Genomic DNA, 17,175 nt, shown 5'->3' with positions numbered 1-17,175 from the left:
AGAAAGACGAGGAATTTCCTTGTCTTTTTTTTCATATACATATTAATATTAACTAGAGAAATAATAATTTTTTCTTATATTGACGGAAACTTTACCCATTTCATAGAATATAATTAATTAATTATAATTATCGTATTCTCATTAAATGTGTAACACAAACTAGACTATATGAATTCCAATCAAAGGAGGCTCACGTTTATATAATGACAAATTCTCAAAATGATAGTGCCAATACGGTAAAGGCAAAACGCCAAGGAACAGTTAAAAAACAAGTTACTAAAAAGGTCAAACCGAGAAAATTAGAACCCAGCGAACAAAACAATGATTCATCCATAGAACAATCTGTTCCCAAGAAAAAAACTATTAAAAACAAATCCACGTACAAACGAAAGCCTAGAAAATTAACACCACTACAAGAAATGAAGAACAATTTGAAAGAACCTGGCAACGCAAGAACATTCTTTATTTTATCTCTAAGCATCTTAATTGTTACATTATATGCTTTTATAGTAGAGGGCACAGTAGTTAGCTGGATACAATCTGGAATAGGCATCGTTCTTGTTTTTCTCTTTTTTGTACTATATCAATTTTTATTGTTATTTTTGGGATATAAATTAGGCTCTAAAAACAAGAATAAGAATACTGTTACAAATAAAAAGAAACCTACAAAAAGCAAAGGGAATCTAAGTGTTTAGACTTAGACTCCCTTTGCTTTATTGGATACAATTAAACTTCAATATTAGCTAATACTAATTTTAGTAACAAAAACTTTAATTACTTTACCCTCTTTCATCCATGCACCAAATCTCTTTTGTAAAGCAAGTTCAAGATTTTGCTTTCCTGGAGCTCCTGCTAAATCTTCTGTTGATTTAGACATTAATGTTTCCAGTGCTGTAGATACCATTTGAGAATGTCTTTCTTCAAGTTCTTTTTTAGCTTTTGCATTTTCAAGAACAACATCAAATGCAACTGTTATCCTTCCTCCATCTACTAATTCTGTTGAAATTTCACCTTTTTCTCCTTCTGTTTTTACAGTTAAACCAAGCAATTCGCTTGCTGATAAATCTTCAACCTTTACTGTTTCTTCTTTACCTTTATCTTTTTGCAAGAAAAACTTCCATCCTGCAAAACCACCACCGCCGATAACAAGTAAAGCTATTACTATGATTACGATTTTTTTCAACCATGTTCACCTCCGTTTCAATTGATTTTTAATTTTAATATAATGAAACTATAATTAAATCAAGTATTTGAAACATATTTTCATACCTACTTAATTTACATTCTTAAATAGCATCTATATCTATTAAGCTCTCTCATCTACTGTTTCGTTTTATCCTCTTAAAATGATAAAAAAGTGTAAGAATATCCTTATTCCAAGGAAATACTTACACCTGAGGTTAATTAGACTGTTAATTCTCTCGTTCTATTTTTTAATGAACGGATGACCCACTTTGTTCCAAACTTTCTACTTAATTTTAAGTTTAGTTTTTCTAGCAATTGATGAAAAGTTATATTATTTATGTCCTTTGAGTGATACCAACTTAGATTTATATATATTTCTTGTTCTTTTGATTTCTGAAGGAACTTTTCATAGGATTCTTTTATTCCACAAGTATGTTTACACTCAGATGGCATATAACTATTTTCAAATACAGACGGTACATAAGTTATTGGATTATAATCATAATATCTATCATCCTGTTGATGGATAAAATAAGATTCTTGATGTTCTAACATGTAGTCCAATATTTCTTTCGCCGTGCTTTTTTGATAGAAACTTTGTCTTTTTTTCCTAGTTAGAAATTGAAACAATGTAAAATCTACAATTACTCCTTTATATTCCAACCAACAATGGAAAAAATCATCATCGCCAAATGTCCCGTACACAATATTCACATCAAATTCTTTCTGTAAATATCCCCCAATCAAATGAGAAGAAAGTGCACACTCCCCAGGGAATCCATATTCGTTTTTTAAACTTTCAATATGTGGACCTGCAACTTCATTTACTATATCTGTAAAAATAAGAATATCTGACATTTTTAAACTCTCCCCGTTATTGATTTCGCTAATAGATTTTTAATATTTTATATCAAAATAAGCATTTTTGTTAAAATACCTCATACATAAACACGTTTATTTTAAATTTCTATTATTTTCTTCTTTTTTATTATTTTTCTCATTATTAAATTATCCTTATCAATAGTCTTTGCAACTAAAAAAAGACCGCTCTCATGAGCAGCCTGTTTGGTTATAATGTTTTATTCATAAATAGGAAATCCTGTGAAAAATCCACTTCTGTCACATTGAGCACATCCTCCGCCTCTACATCTTGAACACTCAGACACTTCTCCATATCCAAGACCGAAATCATCCATTTCATCATCAACAGGTTCCTTCTCATACTCGAATGCTTTAATTATGGTATGTGATTTCTTTGTATCACTATCAATTTCTAATGTTTTTCCCCATGCATCCCTTATATCAAAACGTTCTCCAGTTTCAATAACTTCATATAAGCCTCCATCCATATTAGCAAATTCTGGTTTAAAGTTTTCATCAATTAATTCAGATTCATATATTGCTCCATACAGATGGTTTTTCCAATTACCATTTTCATCAGTTTCTAATGGAATACGTTTCACAGAAACATTTCCATTTAAAATACAGATAAATTCACTACCTACTTTCCAACTTTCAACTTCTTTGCAATCTAAGTCTCTTTCTAAAAACTCGAAAGTGAAGTCGTGACCATTTGCATGTTTCATTTCTTCTTCCGGTACATACTTTCCAACTACCGTTTTTACAAAGGTTAAAGCCATTTGAATGTAATGGTCGTATTCTTCATTGTTTTCATGTCTAGGTTTTAATCCATCCATATAAACTCTCCACAACTTTTTCTCAATAGCTTTTTCTTCTTCTGTTAAACTGTGTTTTAAAGCTTCGTATCTATGATAAAAGTAATTTTCAACTCCTACAATATCAAAGAGTGCAGAAGCAACTCTACGAAACTTATCTTTCTTTGTCATAATCTTTTCTCTTTTAGTCATACTGAATCATCCTTTGTGTTTTTTTTCTTTAATTTTACCATGCAATTTTTATTTAGGGCAAACAAGTACCATATAATGTAATCCATTCTAATTTCCCATCTTTTAATAACCTATTGTAGTTCAACAACAAACGAACTAATTCTAATATCATTTTACATTTATCCAAACTAAGCTATACTATTTAAAACAACATTGGAGGAAATAATGATGACAAATGTAATTCCGTTTGCAAAGATTAAATCTTTTAAAGAAGGACGAACAACAATGAGAGATATGTTGGACTATTTACATGAATATAGAGGCGCTGTGGTAATCAACCTTAAGATTATTGACAGCGTTGGAATTATGGTTATGTCTAACACAATTACCTTTGCTCATGTTAAGCAAGATGAATTCCGTCCTCAACTATACGTAATTGAGAGTGGCGGCAAAATTGAAGCTTTCTTAGAAGATAAATCTTTGGATAAATATATCTTAACTAACATCGAAAATAATGGAGTTTACTTATCTTATACATACAAACTATAGGAATATGATAAATTTTCCATTTGATTTCAATCCATGATATACTACAAAAAACAAAGAGTAAATGGAGGTTATTTCATGTTAAATGAATTAATTCAAATTTCTAAGGAACTGTCTACAGATGAAAAGATTTCTTCTTTAATTAATTCTATAATTGAAATCAAAGATGAGATAGAAAATTATCACCTTTCTGCTTTAAATAATGCCCTAATTAAAATTAAAGATGAGATAATAAAGCAGCGGCTTTCTGATAAAAATTATATTAATGATTTAAAAAATCGTCGTTTATTATTAGAAGATGAACTAGGAAAAGAATTGGAGAAGCGATTGCCTTTAAACATTGATAAAGAACAATTATTGAACGACATAAAAACTTGGGCAGAGGAACCTCTAAATCCACCTCTATTCATAATTGTTTCTAATTACTTTTACGAAAAGTTAAAACATGACTCAACGTTTATTTTAAAAATGTCTTATGTTAGCGCCAATTCTCCAGGAAAATTTTATACGGTTTTAGGACATTCCCAAAGACTATATAATTTAACCAAAGAAGAATTAAATAAATTTCCTAAAGACACTGTATTCTCCGAACACTTTCAAGGTTAAACATTTAAATTTTTTAAACTAGTGCATTTGCACTAGTTTTTTTATTCTATTTAAAACACAAAAAAGCATCCATAACAGATGCTCTTTTTATGATTTTTCTTTTCTCTTAACTTATTGCTTTGCGTACAACACAATATCCGTTTCTTTATCTTTAACTTGTTGCTTTACGTAAAATACAAAATCACTCAATACATTTATCATACCATCTCTTTTTTCTTTACCATCCTCATAAAAATCAAACCATGAAAATAGTTCATTTAGTAAGTCTTCAACTTCATACTTTATATTAAACGTTAAAGAACGAGCACCTATTTTGATGTTCGATTTAGCATTTTTAGGTCTTTCGTGTATGGCAAACTTTCTATTTCTATACTTCATAAAAACTCTTAATCCCTCATAGTATGGGATGATTTCAAATTTATCTACAGAAAAAGATATTAACTCTTGCTGCAACTCCCCTACTTCCAATGCATGTTTTAATCTGTAATCTTCCAGAAATTTAATCCATAATTCATTTTCCTTATTAGCCATTAGCAGTTCACCTTATTCCATTCATTATGTAGATTCTATTTATTTTCAAACGTTATTTAATTCGGCTTCCTTTTCAGTTAATAAATCAGATTCTTTTACTTCTCTTACTAACGCATCATCAACTTCATAACTAACTTCGATACCCTTTTTATCAACAAGGACTTTAATCCCTATAATTTGAACAGGAATATACGCATTAAACACCCATACATACCCATTATCATCTACGTTGAATTTTGTATTTAGATTAATTTTCATGTTAATTCTTCCTCTTTTCTCAATTTTTAATTATGGATTTATTTTCATTTATTTATAAGATAAAAAAGACTTCCGAAGAAGTCTTTCCATATATATTTTCTAGTGTATTCCTTCAATAATTACTTTTGCCTTTTTACCAGCTTTCGTTTTCGACTTATTCTCAGTAAGCCATTTCAAACAGTCTTTTATAATAAAGTAACGTTTTTGTTGATTTTTATTCCATCCTAGCTTCTCTTTATTAACTTTCTCTTCATGTGGCATACCTTCTCTTGAGTAATTGTTGATTGTGCAAGTTGTAACTAATAACAACTTGGCTAGTTCTTTGCTATCCACTTCCCTAGATAAATTCTCCACAGTAGTTCTTTCTTTTGTTAATTGCATATGCATAGGTATTTCCTCCCAAATCTTTCTTAAATCATAGCATGTATTTATAATTTTGGACTAAATATCTTAAAGTTAAATGTAACGACTCCTAGTTTTTAAAAAACCTTCACGATATCTTATTTTATGCAAAACACACATTGTGTCAACCATTAACTAGTTTTAATAAACATATTCTTTCACCAATATATTTATTAATCTTAATGTCATTCTATCTTATCTCCACGCAGCATTTCCTGCATTACACATCTCAACAATATCAAAATCATCTAAGTATGTACGAACTAATTCTAGTTCTTTTTTAGTAAACACATCAATTTCAATAAGGTCTTCATACTCTTCGTCTCCAGCGACTATCTTTTCTGTTCCACGTATATAAAAATTGAAATCTACTAGTTGTTCATCTTTCTTTGATATATGTACTACGTATTTTTGAGATTCCGAAACAGCACCGATATACGAATAACTTTTAGAAGTAGATATTTCATGTGCTATCCATTTTGCATCAATAAATGATAAATTTTCTAAAATTCTCTTAGATTTATCAGATAAAGCAATTAAATACTCTAACCTATCTTCTGATTCATCCCTAATTTTTAAGATATAATCTGTCCACTTCTTGTTGTATGTTTCTAATGCCAACTCCATTTTTCTTTTACTCTCTTGATATGTAGTCATATAATTCTCCATTTTATTATTAGTTTGGATTTTAATCATTAACTATCTAAATTTTTATTGTCGCTTGATTTCTCTTTCTTTTTACGTAATACCGTTGCAATCCAGTGAACTATCACAAGAATAATCCAAGAAAAAATAAAAATAAATGGCACTTCAATAATCATAACAAAACCAATATAGTCTCCAAAGGCATCACTTGGATTAGTAAATAATGAAGCATATAAAATAGCTGTAATGAAAGAAAAAATAACAGATAGTACACTTTTAAATGCGATACCTTTTAAACTTTTTCCTAATTCTTTTTTATAACCAGATATGAATTGAAATATTGATAAAACTATTAAACCAGGTATAGCAAAAAACACACTCTTCACTCCTTTTAAAAAAAATCTAAAAACAAAAAATTAGTTTTCTGTCTTTTGTAAAAAGCATATTACATACATCAAGTCAGGATTTCATTACTTTTTTATTCATTAGGAACACGAAATACAGGTTCTTAATAAGAAAAAGGAATAGAGCATTCTATTCCCTTTCATAATCTAATTTTAATGATGCGAAGTTTATAAGGAATATATTTTAACACCTATAGGAATTAGCAATAATGAGCAACCACCTTCTTACTTAACACTTCGCGCTTAAGACAAAAATTTCTCTTTATAAATGATAAAAATATACCTTACTTATGTAAAAACATTTAGTAATGACTAGATTTTTTATGCAATTATAAGAAATAATATGCATATATCTTTATGTACTTTTTAAAAACATCGTGGAAAACACCATTTTATTATTTTTTCTGTATTTATTTATATTTATCAACTAATCCAGAATCTTTAGTATAGATAATAGAGTGTTATCTTTACTAAATAATAGTTTAATAGAATGGATTTTTTTCGCATCTTCTCATTTTTATCCGATAATGTTTATTCACATTTTATTCCTCTGTTTATCCCCTTTTCAGACATAAAAAAAAGAACCTGTTTTATAAAAAACTAGTCATTGTTTTTACATGTTAGAGAATAAATCTTGACTTGAGTGGAACGAATTAGGCGTGGAAACTTACACTTCAACCACCTTTTTAGAAAGAAATTTCTTGCCTTTCTAGATATAAACTATCATATCTCCATATCTCAGTCAACACTCGTTCTGAATTCGCCCCTTTTTAAAACTATTATTTTCCTATTTTAAAAACACAGAATGTTTTACTTAATGAAAACAAGCAATAATCTCAAAAAACATGTCATTGTAATCGTTTTTGATAATTTGGTGAAATCCCCAAAAATAACTCTTATTTTTTCTCTTCTACCACTCCAACCTAATGTTATTTTATTACAAAATTACATCTTCTCTACCAATACTCCCGAAAAAAACGACCTTTTAAAAACCTCTATTTTTATCCGTTCAATATATCATTCAACACATAAGTTATTGTGTTGAATAAAATTAATTTTCAGTTCGTTTTTATCCAGAAAATAAAATATCGCAACTTTTAAATATTTTCCAACACTTTTCTTAATATTCATTTATAATGTTAAAAACAATTTTGGAGGTATTACCTATGCAAAACAAAGGAATAGCAAGTATCGATATGATGGCAAAACTAATGAAAGAATCTAACCAAATTAGATTAAATCATCAAAAAGAAACAAACGAATCAAAAGATGAATTGTTAAAAAAAGCAAAAGCAAAAATGAATACATTTTTTGAAAACGTTCTTGAATCACTTCCATTAAATATGGTAAATGTGTCAATAGAAGGTATCGGATTAAATATTTATATAAGAAAAAATTCTCTTAGAAAAGAAAACTTCGACTACTTAAAGAATGAGTCAAGTTCATTTGCAACACCAGTGACAGAAATTCCAGATTTCGTTATTATCAACATTAACCCTAACTCCTATAACACCGGCGATTATTATTCGTTAAATGATGATTGGGGGAAATGGTATTGGGCTGGTCGATACGTACAATCTATCGAAGAGAAACAATTAATTTTCTTGATTCAAAATTTCAAAGAAATTAAAAAGGCAACTGAAGAAACTATTTTAGAAGAAACGCAAAAAAGAATAAATCACAATTCTCAAATTCTACAGCAAAATGTAGAAAATATTGAAGTCTTAAACGAGTTTATTGAAACAGAAATTTAATCATCTAAGATACCTGTCTTTTACAGGTATCTTTTTTATTGCGTTTCAAAATATAAATCGATATTTTCCAACACTTTTTTCAATATTAACTTATAATATAAAAAACAATTTTGGAGGAATACACTATGACAAACAAAGGATTAAAAAACATTGAACTGATGAACGATTTGATTACACAATCAAATGAAATTGTACGTAACCATGTTAAAGAAATGAAGAATGAGAAACAAGAACTTCTTGAAAAATCTATGAATAAACTTCATGATTTTTTCCAAGATGTTTTGCATTCTCTACCATTTCACATGATAAATGTTACTCTGAATAGAGGAAAGAGCAATGAGATTTGCTTTTTGATACGAAAAAATTCTAATTCAAAGAACACTTACTTAGATTTGTTAAATCACAATTATTCAATCATTTCTAGTGATATAAAGAAATTTACAGAGAAAGAAGACTTCGTTGTTTTCTACATAAAAAACGGATACAGCACTAACTACTTCTCTTTAGATAAAGATTGTGTAGGGAAATATTGGGGGACACTTAACAATAAAATTCACAAACCAATAGAACAACAAATTGTTCTCCTAGTTAAAAACTTGAATACAATCAAAGAAGAAATTCAAAATGCTATTCTTTCAAAGCAACAAGAGGAACTGAAAAGGAACGACAACTTTATACAAACAGATACTGAAAACTTAGGTGCTTTACAAGCATTTATCAAAGAAAATTAATTTATTTAAGATGCTCTTTTACTAGAGTATCTTTTTTATTTCCATTTATATTTCTTATCATCATTTTTGAAATAAATGGAATTCATCCCCTTCCACAACAAAAAACAGACCTTCAATTTTAGGTATTTTAATGATTTTCAAGTTCATCAAAAACTAAATTGTCGCATAGGAAGCAAATGCTAAATTTTCATATCAAATTATTTGTTTTTAAGTTTTCAACTAAAAAAAGCGGAATAACTTCCGCCTTTAATAATTTATACTATCTCAATTTTTGTTCCAACTCATCATGAAGGTCATTGCACTTAGAAATAAATTCCTTGAATTTTTCTAACACAACTGAATCCTTGGAGAGTTCTATATCTTTAGTTCTACTTAATGAATTGATTGCATGAAAATCATTAGATAACAAATCTAATTCTTTCCTGAAATACAACATATGTGGTTGAGGAGTAAATATGATATTCTTTTTATTCTTTTGCTCCTCTTTTCTTAACTTTTCGGACCTCTTATCAAGTTCATTGAAAAGATTATCATTTGAATGTAAAGCATCGTTAATCTTTTCACTTTTTTTCACAAGGGCGCCCAAAAGAACTAACGAGTCTAAAGGAGGCAATTCCATTACCAATCTTAACAACTCATCTTTATCTTCATTATTCTTAGAAATATAATTCAGATAGTCTTGTTCTAGTTTTTTCATATCTCTATTGTTTTCCGAATGGAACAACTCTAAAGTCTTTATATTTGGAATAACTTTTTCACAAAATTCCTGTAGCTCTTTTTTGAATTCCTTTCTTGTTTCGCCTTTGTTTTGTAGTGCATCTGAAATGTTTTGTTTAATATACATAATATTCTCCTTTTAACTTCTTTTTTCCTAAATCATACCATTATTTTAAGTTCCCAACTTAAAAAAAAAGCGGAAAATCTCCGCCTTGTTAATTAATACTTTCTTTTTAGTTTAGAGACCACTTCTCTTCTTGAATTCGTAATAAAGTTCATCACTTTTACACAAAACATCATTACCTTTACCATGTACAATCGATTTCAAAAAAATCAAAGATTCTAACCGAGGCAATTCTTTAACCATTTCTAACACTTCTTTTTGAATTTCTTTATGATTGTCATTATTAGAAATATAAGAAACAAAGTCTTGGTCAATTTTTTTCATATCTTCGTTATTGTGTGGTGAAATTGTTCCATATAACCCCAAAGGATAAACGCACTCTTCACAAAATTCCTGTAACTCTTTTTTAAATATTTCTCTTGTTTCACCTTTGTTTTTTAATACATCTGCAATGTTTTGTTTAATAATCATTTTTCATTCTCCTATTTTGTTTGTTTTTCATATAGGTTATCATAATATTTAATTTTATCAACGAATTTTTTTCACTTTTTGTAATAGATATTTTATCTACTAAAACAAAAGGGTATCCTAAAAATTCTTGCAAATAATAGAAGTAGATTTTATATGAGGTGATATTATAATGAAAATTTTTATTGATACTGCAAATTTAGAACAAATTAAAAAAGCTGATAAGATTGGTGTTTTAGCTGGTGTTACAACTAATCCTTCATTAGTTGTTAAAGAAGGCGTAAAGTTCGAAGATAGAATTACTGAAATTTGCCAAGCGGTTCCAGAAGTTGAATCTGTATCTGCTGAAGTAACTCCATATGCAGTTACTGCTGAACAAATGATTGCAGAAGCTGACGAACTTATTAAAATTAATGGCGGAGACAAAAAAGTTACAATTAAACTTCCTATGACAGTAGCTGGTTTAGAAACTTGCCGCTATTTAACTAAAAAAGGCGTAAGAACTAACGTGACACTTATCTTCACAGTAAACCAAGCATTACTAGCTGCTCGCGCTGGAGCAACTTATGTTTCTCCATTCTTAGGTCGCTTAGATGATATTTCAGAAGATGGTGTACAATTAGTTGCAAAAATCGCAGAGTTATTCCGCGTTCATAATTTAGATTCTCAAATTATTGCTGCATCTGTTCGCCATCCTGACCACGTTACTCGTGTTGCTTTAGCTGGTGCTCACATTGCTACTATGCCGTATAACGTTATCGAACAACTAACAAAGCACCCTCTTACTGACTCTGGAATTGAAAAATTCTTAAGTGATTGGGAAAGCACAAATAAAAAGTAATATGATAGTAAAAGGGCGTCCATATAGGGCGTCCTTTTTTATTCTATTTCTCCCTCTCTCCCCCATTGATTTTCATCCACGAAAATTTATTCTCTGTTGGAATAGTAAAAAGCACCCGGTTATACCAGGTGCATTAAAAGTGCTAATTTTAGTGTTTCATATAAATGTTCTTCCATATCTTCCTTAAATCCGAAATATGTTGAGTAATCATAGTAGAAACTTTTCACGCCTTGGTATTCTTGAACTTTCCATGCGTCATCCTCTAATCGAAAGTTAATAATGCCCCTTTCCATCATCCCTTCTGCGCCAGGCATGTATCCATATAAGTCGTAGTGCACAGGGTCATGTTGAATATCACGATTATTTCTATCTTCTTCAATCTCTTCTGTTGTAAAAATGAAAGAAGCATTTCCATTATCGAACTCCTGAGATACTAATTCGATATCAGGAAGCGGCTTTTTCATTTTATAATCATTGATAAAAGATTGTATACTGTTTTCCTGTGACTTAAATTCATTCGATTGCAATATCAATGTTTTTAAATCATCTAACATTTTCTCAATTGCATTATCTCCATTTCTTCCTGATTCGTACTGTGCTTGTTTAATTTTTAGGTTCCATTGTCCTTTACCATCATTAGTAATAATACCTTCGAATTTTAAAGGACTTGTTTTAGAACAAACACCTATTACATTTAAAATAACTAATTCATTTTTTCCATTAAACGTCGGGCTTCCTAATTCTACTTCTTGCAACATTACTTTACTCATTTAATTTCCTCTTCTCTTTTTTTGATACATTTTAACACGAAAGAAAAAAATGGAAGTAAACTTTTCAAGGTTACAAGTTATTTTAACTCTATACAGCATAGGAACATCCTTATTTTTCAGAAAACCTTTCTTATGCAAAGGAAAGGACTGAATGATAATGGTAGAGTTACAAGAACATTTTGAACAATTCTTAGAAACTAGTCCTGATGAATACTCCCCCACTTAGCAAAGCTTGAAGTGGAGGTTTCTAACGTTTCGACCTAACGGACGATTAACGTCAGGGGAGTTAACACATTAGCGAGCTGTTTCACGCCTAACCCCTCTATCCCATTTGTCCATGCATTTGGGATTACTTTTCGTAAAATATTAGCCGCAGCGTTTACATCTGCGTTAATCAATACTCTGTTTGCAGAACGATACATACCACGCTTAATTCGCTTCCCTGAAAAAGTTACATTTTGGTTATTTACTCCATACGTTGGAATGAAATCATCATCTAGAAAACTTGCTTTCGATGTATACGATTCTTCGGTCACAACAACTTGAATGCCTATGGCATTTGCTTTGTATGTAATCATTTGAATCAATAAACTATGCGGAATATGGCAGAATGACTGGTTATTTCTTTTTCCCATATTCGTTTCTTGTTTCCAACTTTTATTTTGACCAATAACAATTTTACAAACCTCTTCTTCTTGAGCTAGTTTTACAATATGATGGCTAGCTTTATGGAAGATGTCTTTTATTTTCAAGTAACGTTTTTGATGAAGTTTTTCTATTCTTTTAGAAGTAAAAGGTCCTTCATTTGTTTGTTTACCTTGTTGTAGAACGCTTGTAAAATGACTCTTCATTTTGTTGTAATATTGATTTATGCTTTTGACGTGTTTGCCCTTAACAAGAACAGGTTTCATGCCTGTGTTTGTTACGATGGTTGCGAGGTTATCAATGCCTAAATCAATACTCATATAGCGACCATTCTCTTCAATAATTTGTTGTTCTGAAGGAACATCTACCACCAATTCCACTACATATTCATTGTATTTTGGAATTACACGAACTTGTTTCAGTTTACCTTCGGTAAAGCCTAGTTTCCCAATATTTAATTGCAATTTCGTCTTTGGAAACTTTAAACATCTATTGTTTTTAATTACACAATCTTGGTTTGTATACAAGATTTCCTTTTCAGAAGAACGAATATACTTTGGAATTCTAGGTTTCCCATTGTATTTGTTTGGATTCTTTTTATAGTCTTTTAAACTAACAAAAAAGGATTTCCAATTTTGGAATACAGTTTTCATTATCGATTGACTAGATTGCGTAGGTAAAGCTCGATAATCATTCTGAATCATCGCTTTAAATAATGCATCCAGAAAGTTATAATCTACATAAGGTTTTTCTGTAGTTGGTTCTGAAAATAAGTTGCATTTTACTTCTTTTTGCTTCTCTTTTGGTTTCAATTTTTCTTTTTCCGATTTCTTTTGATAGGAAATAAGTTGTGTGTCATTCATTTCTCCAATGTTTTTATGAATATTATCCAGAACTTCTTTTTGCAAAGGTTGTAACTCTTTTTCTTGTGTTAATCCAGTGTACACCTGACGTATATAAAAATTTGTCGTGTTATACATATTCTTAGCGTTATGACAAGATTCTTGAAAGTAAGAATACATACGATGCCCTTTTTTAATCCAGATTTGAAGAGTTTTATAGTTTGATTGATTTTCCGTTGTCATTTTATTCACCTCCTTGTTAAGGAGATTATATCAAAACGAGAACGTATGTTTCCACTATTTTTTCTTGAAAATAAAATATTTTTTTCGATTCACCTCACCACCTTCACTTACGTTTAGAGGTGGGAGTCCTCTCGAAAGACATGATAGATTAGAATACCTTCTTAAATTAGGAGAAGACTTAAATAATATACGCATTGTAAATGTTCGAGAAAAAGTCATTGATTATACCGAAAGTAAAGAATTATTATATGAATACACAATTGAATTTTCAAGAAACGCTTTAAGATGTCACCTTTATTTGGTCGAATTCTCAGATGACAATTCACCATATGAAAGAAATGCAGAAGTATTAATGGCGGATGGCGAATCATTCAACCTAGATGCTGAAGATATTCGTTATTATGCTTTTGTTTTCGCGGAAAAGCTTTTCTTAGATATTGATTACGCAACTTATTTCTTACAAGTATTTCTTCAAAGATTCGAATCGTATAAATGTGTAAAGAATTATTTTAATGCACAAAAAAGACTGGCTTAATATTAAGTCAGTCTTTTGTTCGAGAAGTTTTACTTTGAAGATTCGCATAAAGTATAGCATCTTGCCAAGTCCCTATCAACCTTCTTATAGTAGTAGCACTCGGTCTTCTTCCTGATTTCTTATACAATCTCTCACTTACAGAACCCGTTTCCTCATAAAACTCTGTTAATTGTTTAACTATCCACTCTTTTTGATTGTCTTTTAATGGGCGTTTTACAGGCTTATTCGATAGTCCTGATATATTCAAGGCTGTTTTCCAGTCTCCTACCACTCTTCTAATCGTAGTAGCACTTGGTTTTCTCCCTAACTCTTTATATAAACGTTCACTTAAAGAACCGGTCTCTTCGTAAAATTTATTAAGTTCCTGCTTAATCGTCTCTAAAAACTTATCCTCATCTGGATACCTAGGGCTTTTTTGTTTAGCAGATGTTATTTGTGCTTCATGTATTGCCTGAGTCCAACTACCAAAAACACGATAAATACTAGTTACAGTAGGAAGTCTACCAGAAGCTCGATAACTATCCTTATCGATTTTCCCAACATATTCATTGTTATGAAGTTGAAGTTGCCTTATCGCATACATTTTAAAATGTAATGCATCTTCCTCAGTTACAATAGATTTAATGTATTGGTATATTCCTGCTGCTTTAAGAGCATCTTGCCAAGTACCAAAGTAATTCACTATAGTATCCGCTTTAGGACTCCTGTTTGAATCTCTATATACACGAATCGTTATTTTCCCTTTATACTCTTCTGCCAACTCTCTCAATTGTTCTATAATCTCTTTCTTTTTCTCGGCGTGCTTTTTTTCTATTTCTTCTACATTACCTCGAAAAGGGAGCCCGGCTTGTTTCAGTACATTACTCCATATACCAAACTCTCTTAAAACAGTCTTTATATCGGGTTCCGCTTTAGAATCTATATAGTTTTGTTTCGTATAATATACAGACCCACTATTAGCATGGAGCCCCCGGATATTTTGTATAATAAATTCTTTCGAGTATATTCTTTCTGTGTATTGTCCCTGCTCAATATTAGCAACACGCAAAGCGTTATTCCAAGAACCGAAAGCACGATTTATATGTTTAAAACCCTCTTTTTTGTATCTTTTTTTAAATAGTTCTAAGGTAATATGGTTATTGTTTTCTTCATAAAATCCCCGCATTTGTCTAATAATATCTTCTTGATATATAGTAACGTCAGATTCTACATAAGGGACATAATCAATAATATTAACCGCATTGTTCCATGAACCAAAGACAGTAATAACTGTATCAATATCAGGTATCCTTCCTGAATCAACATACTCTCGCATCGAGGCTACCCCATCGTTTTCCTCTGCCACTTCCATAATTTGAACCAGTATTTGGTTCTCTAGATTCGAAAATACTTGTTTCATCTATTTCTCCTTTGTCTTGAATATTTAAACGAAATATCATAAATAGTCATTCACAAAAAGAAATACGTGAAATTCTAATGATAAACATAAACATAATTGATATACGCTATATTTTAAAACGTATACTAGTAAAAATCAATTCAAGACGAATCCCAGAACAATAAAAAAGAGTCCTTCTAGATGAGAAGGACCTTATATTGATTTATGTCTTTATTTAACTTGCAACTTGTGCATTTCTTTCCCATAAAGGTACAAATGTTGATTTCAGACGTTCATCAGAATGCCACATTCGAATCTTTCCTTTTAAAGCAACAGGGTCAATGCTTGTAATATCACCTTTCATCATATATCGACAAACAAATCCTAAATGCTTCAAAATTTCAAAATACAATTTAACATTGTTTGTTTTCTCCAAAAACATGTAAGTAAGTGGTTTATAATAAGTAGAATCGTTTTCATTCAATGTATGGTACGTAAACTCAATTTCCTTATCATGTGATGAATTATAAGGTTCTACCCATTGCAGTCTTTTTATCTGATTCATTCTTTCCCCAGGTGCAACTTCATTGAATATGCTTTCTAACCGTTCTTTAATTGGTTCAGGAATTTTTTTAGCCATTTGTTTATTCATTTTCACCAAAAGATTTAAGTAATCTTGTTCATCCGTAACCTCTACTATAGCTTTACGCCAAGCATCTCTTAAAATTGGACTCCATTCATATGAAAGAGATGGATAATTGTCTCTAAATTTTTGATATACCCCAATACGCTTATCTAAGGCTACAGCTTGCAATTTCTCTTTTAAAAGTTGAGATACCTCCTCTTTCCTTGGTGGAACATAGCTCGTATTTTCTTTAAGTAATGTCACTTGACACATTTTATCAAATCCTCGGAAATTACGTGTATATTCCATTGGGTTCTCTTCGTCTATAATCTCCATGTAATAATAACTGAAATTACTTTTGTCCCTTCCATCCCAAAAACCTTTTGTAATATAATAACCTGTAAATTCACGCTTCAAATGACCATCATACACATGAATCTTATCACCTACTTGCAGCTGGTTTAGGTCAGTAATTTTTTTAGGAAGTTTAGAAAGCGCATTAACAGGTAATTTCTTTTGCTCTTCAAATAAAAATTCTGGTTTAATAGTAACTTCCATGTCACCCAAAAATAAATCTAATTGACCTTCTGGAATTTCATTGAATAGTCCTTTTTTTGTTTCTTTCACTTTTGTTTTTTTCATACCTATCTTTACCCCTTTTGTTTTTTAACAAATTATAATCTAATTTTTCATTCAATGTGAAAAAACTATCGGTAGTTTCAGGAAACCATCTCTATTTTCGGGTTTATCAACATAATCCAAACATCAAACATTTGTCATTGAAACGCTCTTAATGACGTTTGTTGGATTTTTAATTTTAAAAAAGTTTAATTAAAATCAATCTATATTTTTCTTCAATAAACCGGCTCTATTGTTGGTCTTATCAACATAATTCAACCATCAAACATTTGTCATTGAAACGCATCTAATGACGTTTGTTGGATTTGTAAGTTTAATTAAAATGAATCCATATCCATAAAAACATTTTGGATTTAATTCTTTACAAATTCAAAATATCGGTGTAAAAATTAATTGCTAGATTCACTTCTAGCAATTCCTAACTTTAATTTATTTTTAG

Annotated in this window: 21 protein-coding genes; 7 read left to right on the top strand and 14 right to left on the bottom strand. The window is 30.1% G+C overall.

All coding sequences use genetic code 11. The features are described from left to right. The first annotated feature begins 203 nt into the window (after window positions 1-203). Window positions 204-695 (top strand): hypothetical protein, encoded by a 492-nt coding sequence (locus PDL00_RS03660; protein ID WP_270726499.1) that lies wholly within the window; start codon window positions 204-206, stop codon window positions 693-695. A gap of 44 nt (window positions 696-739) precedes the next feature. Here the strand turns inward: PDL00_RS03660 and PDL00_RS03655 are convergent, their stop codons facing one another. From PDL00_RS03655 to PDL00_RS03645, 3 genes are all read right to left on the bottom strand, one after another. Beyond that, on the bottom strand, window positions 740-1,183 hold the full coding sequence (locus tag PDL00_RS03655) for a flagellar basal body-associated FliL family protein (protein WP_270726496.1): 444 nt from the start codon (window positions 1,181-1,183) through the stop codon (window positions 740-742). A 221-nt stretch (window positions 1,184-1,404) separates the two neighbouring features. Then, window positions 1,405-2,043 carry a hypothetical protein gene (locus tag PDL00_RS03650; RefSeq protein WP_270726493.1) on the bottom strand — a complete coding sequence of 213 codons (639 nt, stop codon included), beginning with the start codon at window positions 2,041-2,043 and terminating at the stop codon, window positions 1,405-1,407. Window positions 2,044-2,264: 221 nt separating this feature from the next. Beyond that, window positions 2,265-3,053 (bottom strand): hypothetical protein, encoded by a 789-nt coding sequence (locus tag PDL00_RS03645; protein WP_270726491.1) that lies wholly within the window; start codon window positions 3,051-3,053, stop codon window positions 2,265-2,267. A gap of 207 nt (window positions 3,054-3,260) precedes the next feature. On the opposite strand from PDL00_RS03645, the gene PDL00_RS03640 reads away from it, so the two are divergent. Both PDL00_RS03640 and PDL00_RS03635 read left to right on the top strand, forming a co-directional pair. Next, window positions 3,261-3,581 carry a hypothetical protein gene (locus PDL00_RS03640; protein ID WP_270726488.1) on the top strand — a complete coding sequence of 107 codons (321 nt, stop codon included), beginning with the start codon at window positions 3,261-3,263 and terminating at the stop codon, window positions 3,579-3,581. Window positions 3,582-3,656: 75 nt separating this feature from the next. Next, window positions 3,657-4,184 (top strand): hypothetical protein, encoded by a 528-nt coding sequence (locus PDL00_RS03635; RefSeq protein ID WP_270726486.1) that lies wholly within the window; start codon window positions 3,657-3,659, stop codon window positions 4,182-4,184. A gap of 111 nt (window positions 4,185-4,295) precedes the next feature. Here the strand turns inward: PDL00_RS03635 and PDL00_RS03630 are convergent, their stop codons facing one another. From PDL00_RS03630 to PDL00_RS03610, 5 genes are all read right to left on the bottom strand, one after another. After that, window positions 4,296-4,715: a hypothetical protein gene (locus tag PDL00_RS03630; protein WP_270726484.1), complete on the bottom strand. Its 420-nt coding sequence runs from the start codon at window positions 4,713-4,715 to the stop codon at window positions 4,296-4,298. Window positions 4,716-4,760: 45 nt separating this feature from the next. Next, the gene (locus PDL00_RS03625; RefSeq protein ID WP_270726482.1) at window positions 4,761-4,973 is read right to left on the bottom strand and encodes a hypothetical protein; all 213 of its coding nucleotides are present in this window, start codon (window positions 4,971-4,973) and stop codon (window positions 4,761-4,763) included. Window positions 4,974-5,072: 99 nt separating this feature from the next. Next, entirely contained in the window at window positions 5,073-5,360 is a 288-nt protein-coding gene (locus PDL00_RS03620; protein WP_270726479.1) for a hypothetical protein, read from the bottom strand. A 210-nt stretch (window positions 5,361-5,570) separates the two neighbouring features. Next, window positions 5,571-6,032 (bottom strand): hypothetical protein, encoded by a 462-nt coding sequence (locus PDL00_RS03615; protein WP_270726477.1) that lies wholly within the window; start codon window positions 6,030-6,032, stop codon window positions 5,571-5,573. 38 nt (window positions 6,033-6,070) lie between these two features. Next, on the bottom strand, window positions 6,071-6,397 hold the full coding sequence (locus tag PDL00_RS03610; protein WP_270726474.1) for a hypothetical protein: 327 nt from the start codon (window positions 6,395-6,397) through the stop codon (window positions 6,071-6,073). Window positions 6,398-7,590: 1,193 nt separating this feature from the next. On the opposite strand from PDL00_RS03610, the gene PDL00_RS03605 reads away from it, so the two are divergent. Both PDL00_RS03605 and PDL00_RS03600 read left to right on the top strand, forming a co-directional pair. Next, window positions 7,591-8,178: a hypothetical protein gene (locus PDL00_RS03605; protein ID WP_270726471.1), complete on the top strand. Its 588-nt coding sequence runs from the start codon at window positions 7,591-7,593 to the stop codon at window positions 8,176-8,178. A 125-nt stretch (window positions 8,179-8,303) separates the two neighbouring features. Next, window positions 8,304-8,909, top strand: a complete 606-nt coding sequence (locus PDL00_RS03600) for a hypothetical protein (protein WP_270726468.1) — start codon at window positions 8,304-8,306, stop codon at window positions 8,907-8,909. Window positions 8,910-9,168: 259 nt separating this feature from the next. Here PDL00_RS03600 and PDL00_RS03595 read toward each other — a convergent pair whose 3' ends face one another. Both PDL00_RS03595 and PDL00_RS03590 read right to left on the bottom strand, forming a co-directional pair. Next, window positions 9,169-9,753 carry a hypothetical protein gene (locus PDL00_RS03595; protein ID WP_270726466.1) on the bottom strand — a complete coding sequence of 195 codons (585 nt, stop codon included), beginning with the start codon at window positions 9,751-9,753 and terminating at the stop codon, window positions 9,169-9,171. A 111-nt stretch (window positions 9,754-9,864) separates the two neighbouring features. Continuing rightward, on the bottom strand, window positions 9,865-10,221 hold the full coding sequence (locus PDL00_RS03590; protein WP_270726464.1) for a hypothetical protein: 357 nt from the start codon (window positions 10,219-10,221) through the stop codon (window positions 9,865-9,867). A gap of 169 nt (window positions 10,222-10,390) precedes the next feature. Here PDL00_RS03590 and fsa point away from each other — a divergent pair, with 169 nt between their 5' ends. Next, the gene (gene fsa / locus PDL00_RS03585) at window positions 10,391-11,059 is read left to right on the top strand and encodes a fructose-6-phosphate aldolase (protein WP_098007174.1); all 669 of its coding nucleotides are present in this window, start codon (window positions 10,391-10,393) and stop codon (window positions 11,057-11,059) included. A 119-nt stretch (window positions 11,060-11,178) separates the two neighbouring features. On the opposite strand, the gene PDL00_RS03580 is transcribed toward fsa, so the two are convergent. Both PDL00_RS03580 and PDL00_RS03575 read right to left on the bottom strand, forming a co-directional pair. Beyond that, complete coding sequence (locus PDL00_RS03580) at window positions 11,179-11,829, bottom strand: hypothetical protein (protein WP_270726461.1); 651 nt, start codon at window positions 11,827-11,829, stop codon at window positions 11,179-11,181. A 260-nt stretch (window positions 11,830-12,089) separates the two neighbouring features. Next, window positions 12,090-13,559: an RNA-guided endonuclease InsQ/TnpB family protein gene (locus tag PDL00_RS03575; protein WP_270726459.1), complete on the bottom strand. Its 1,470-nt coding sequence runs from the start codon at window positions 13,557-13,559 to the stop codon at window positions 12,090-12,092. A gap of 298 nt (window positions 13,560-13,857) precedes the next feature. Between PDL00_RS03575 and PDL00_RS03570 the strand changes: the two genes are divergently transcribed. Beyond that, entirely contained in the window at window positions 13,858-14,094 is a 237-nt protein-coding gene (locus PDL00_RS03570; protein ID WP_270726457.1) for a hypothetical protein, read from the top strand. Window positions 14,095-14,101: 7 nt separating this feature from the next. Here PDL00_RS03570 and PDL00_RS03565 read toward each other — a convergent pair whose 3' ends face one another. Then, window positions 14,102-15,493, bottom strand: a complete 1,392-nt coding sequence (locus PDL00_RS03565) for a homing endonuclease associated repeat-containing protein (RefSeq protein ID WP_270726455.1) — start codon at window positions 15,491-15,493, stop codon at window positions 14,102-14,104. A gap of 214 nt (window positions 15,494-15,707) precedes the next feature. Beyond that, window positions 15,708-16,739 (bottom strand): hypothetical protein, encoded by a 1,032-nt coding sequence (locus PDL00_RS03560; protein WP_270726453.1) that lies wholly within the window; start codon window positions 16,737-16,739, stop codon window positions 15,708-15,710. Window positions 16,740-17,175: the final 436 nt, after the last annotated feature.

The sequence above is a fragment of the Bacillus cereus group sp. TH152-1LC genome (assembly GCF_027710505.1).
Taxonomy (GTDB): Bacteria; Bacillota; Bacilli; order Bacillales; family Bacillaceae_G; genus Bacillus_A; species Bacillus_A mobilis.
This window is presented reverse-complemented; position numbering and strand designations above follow the sequence as displayed.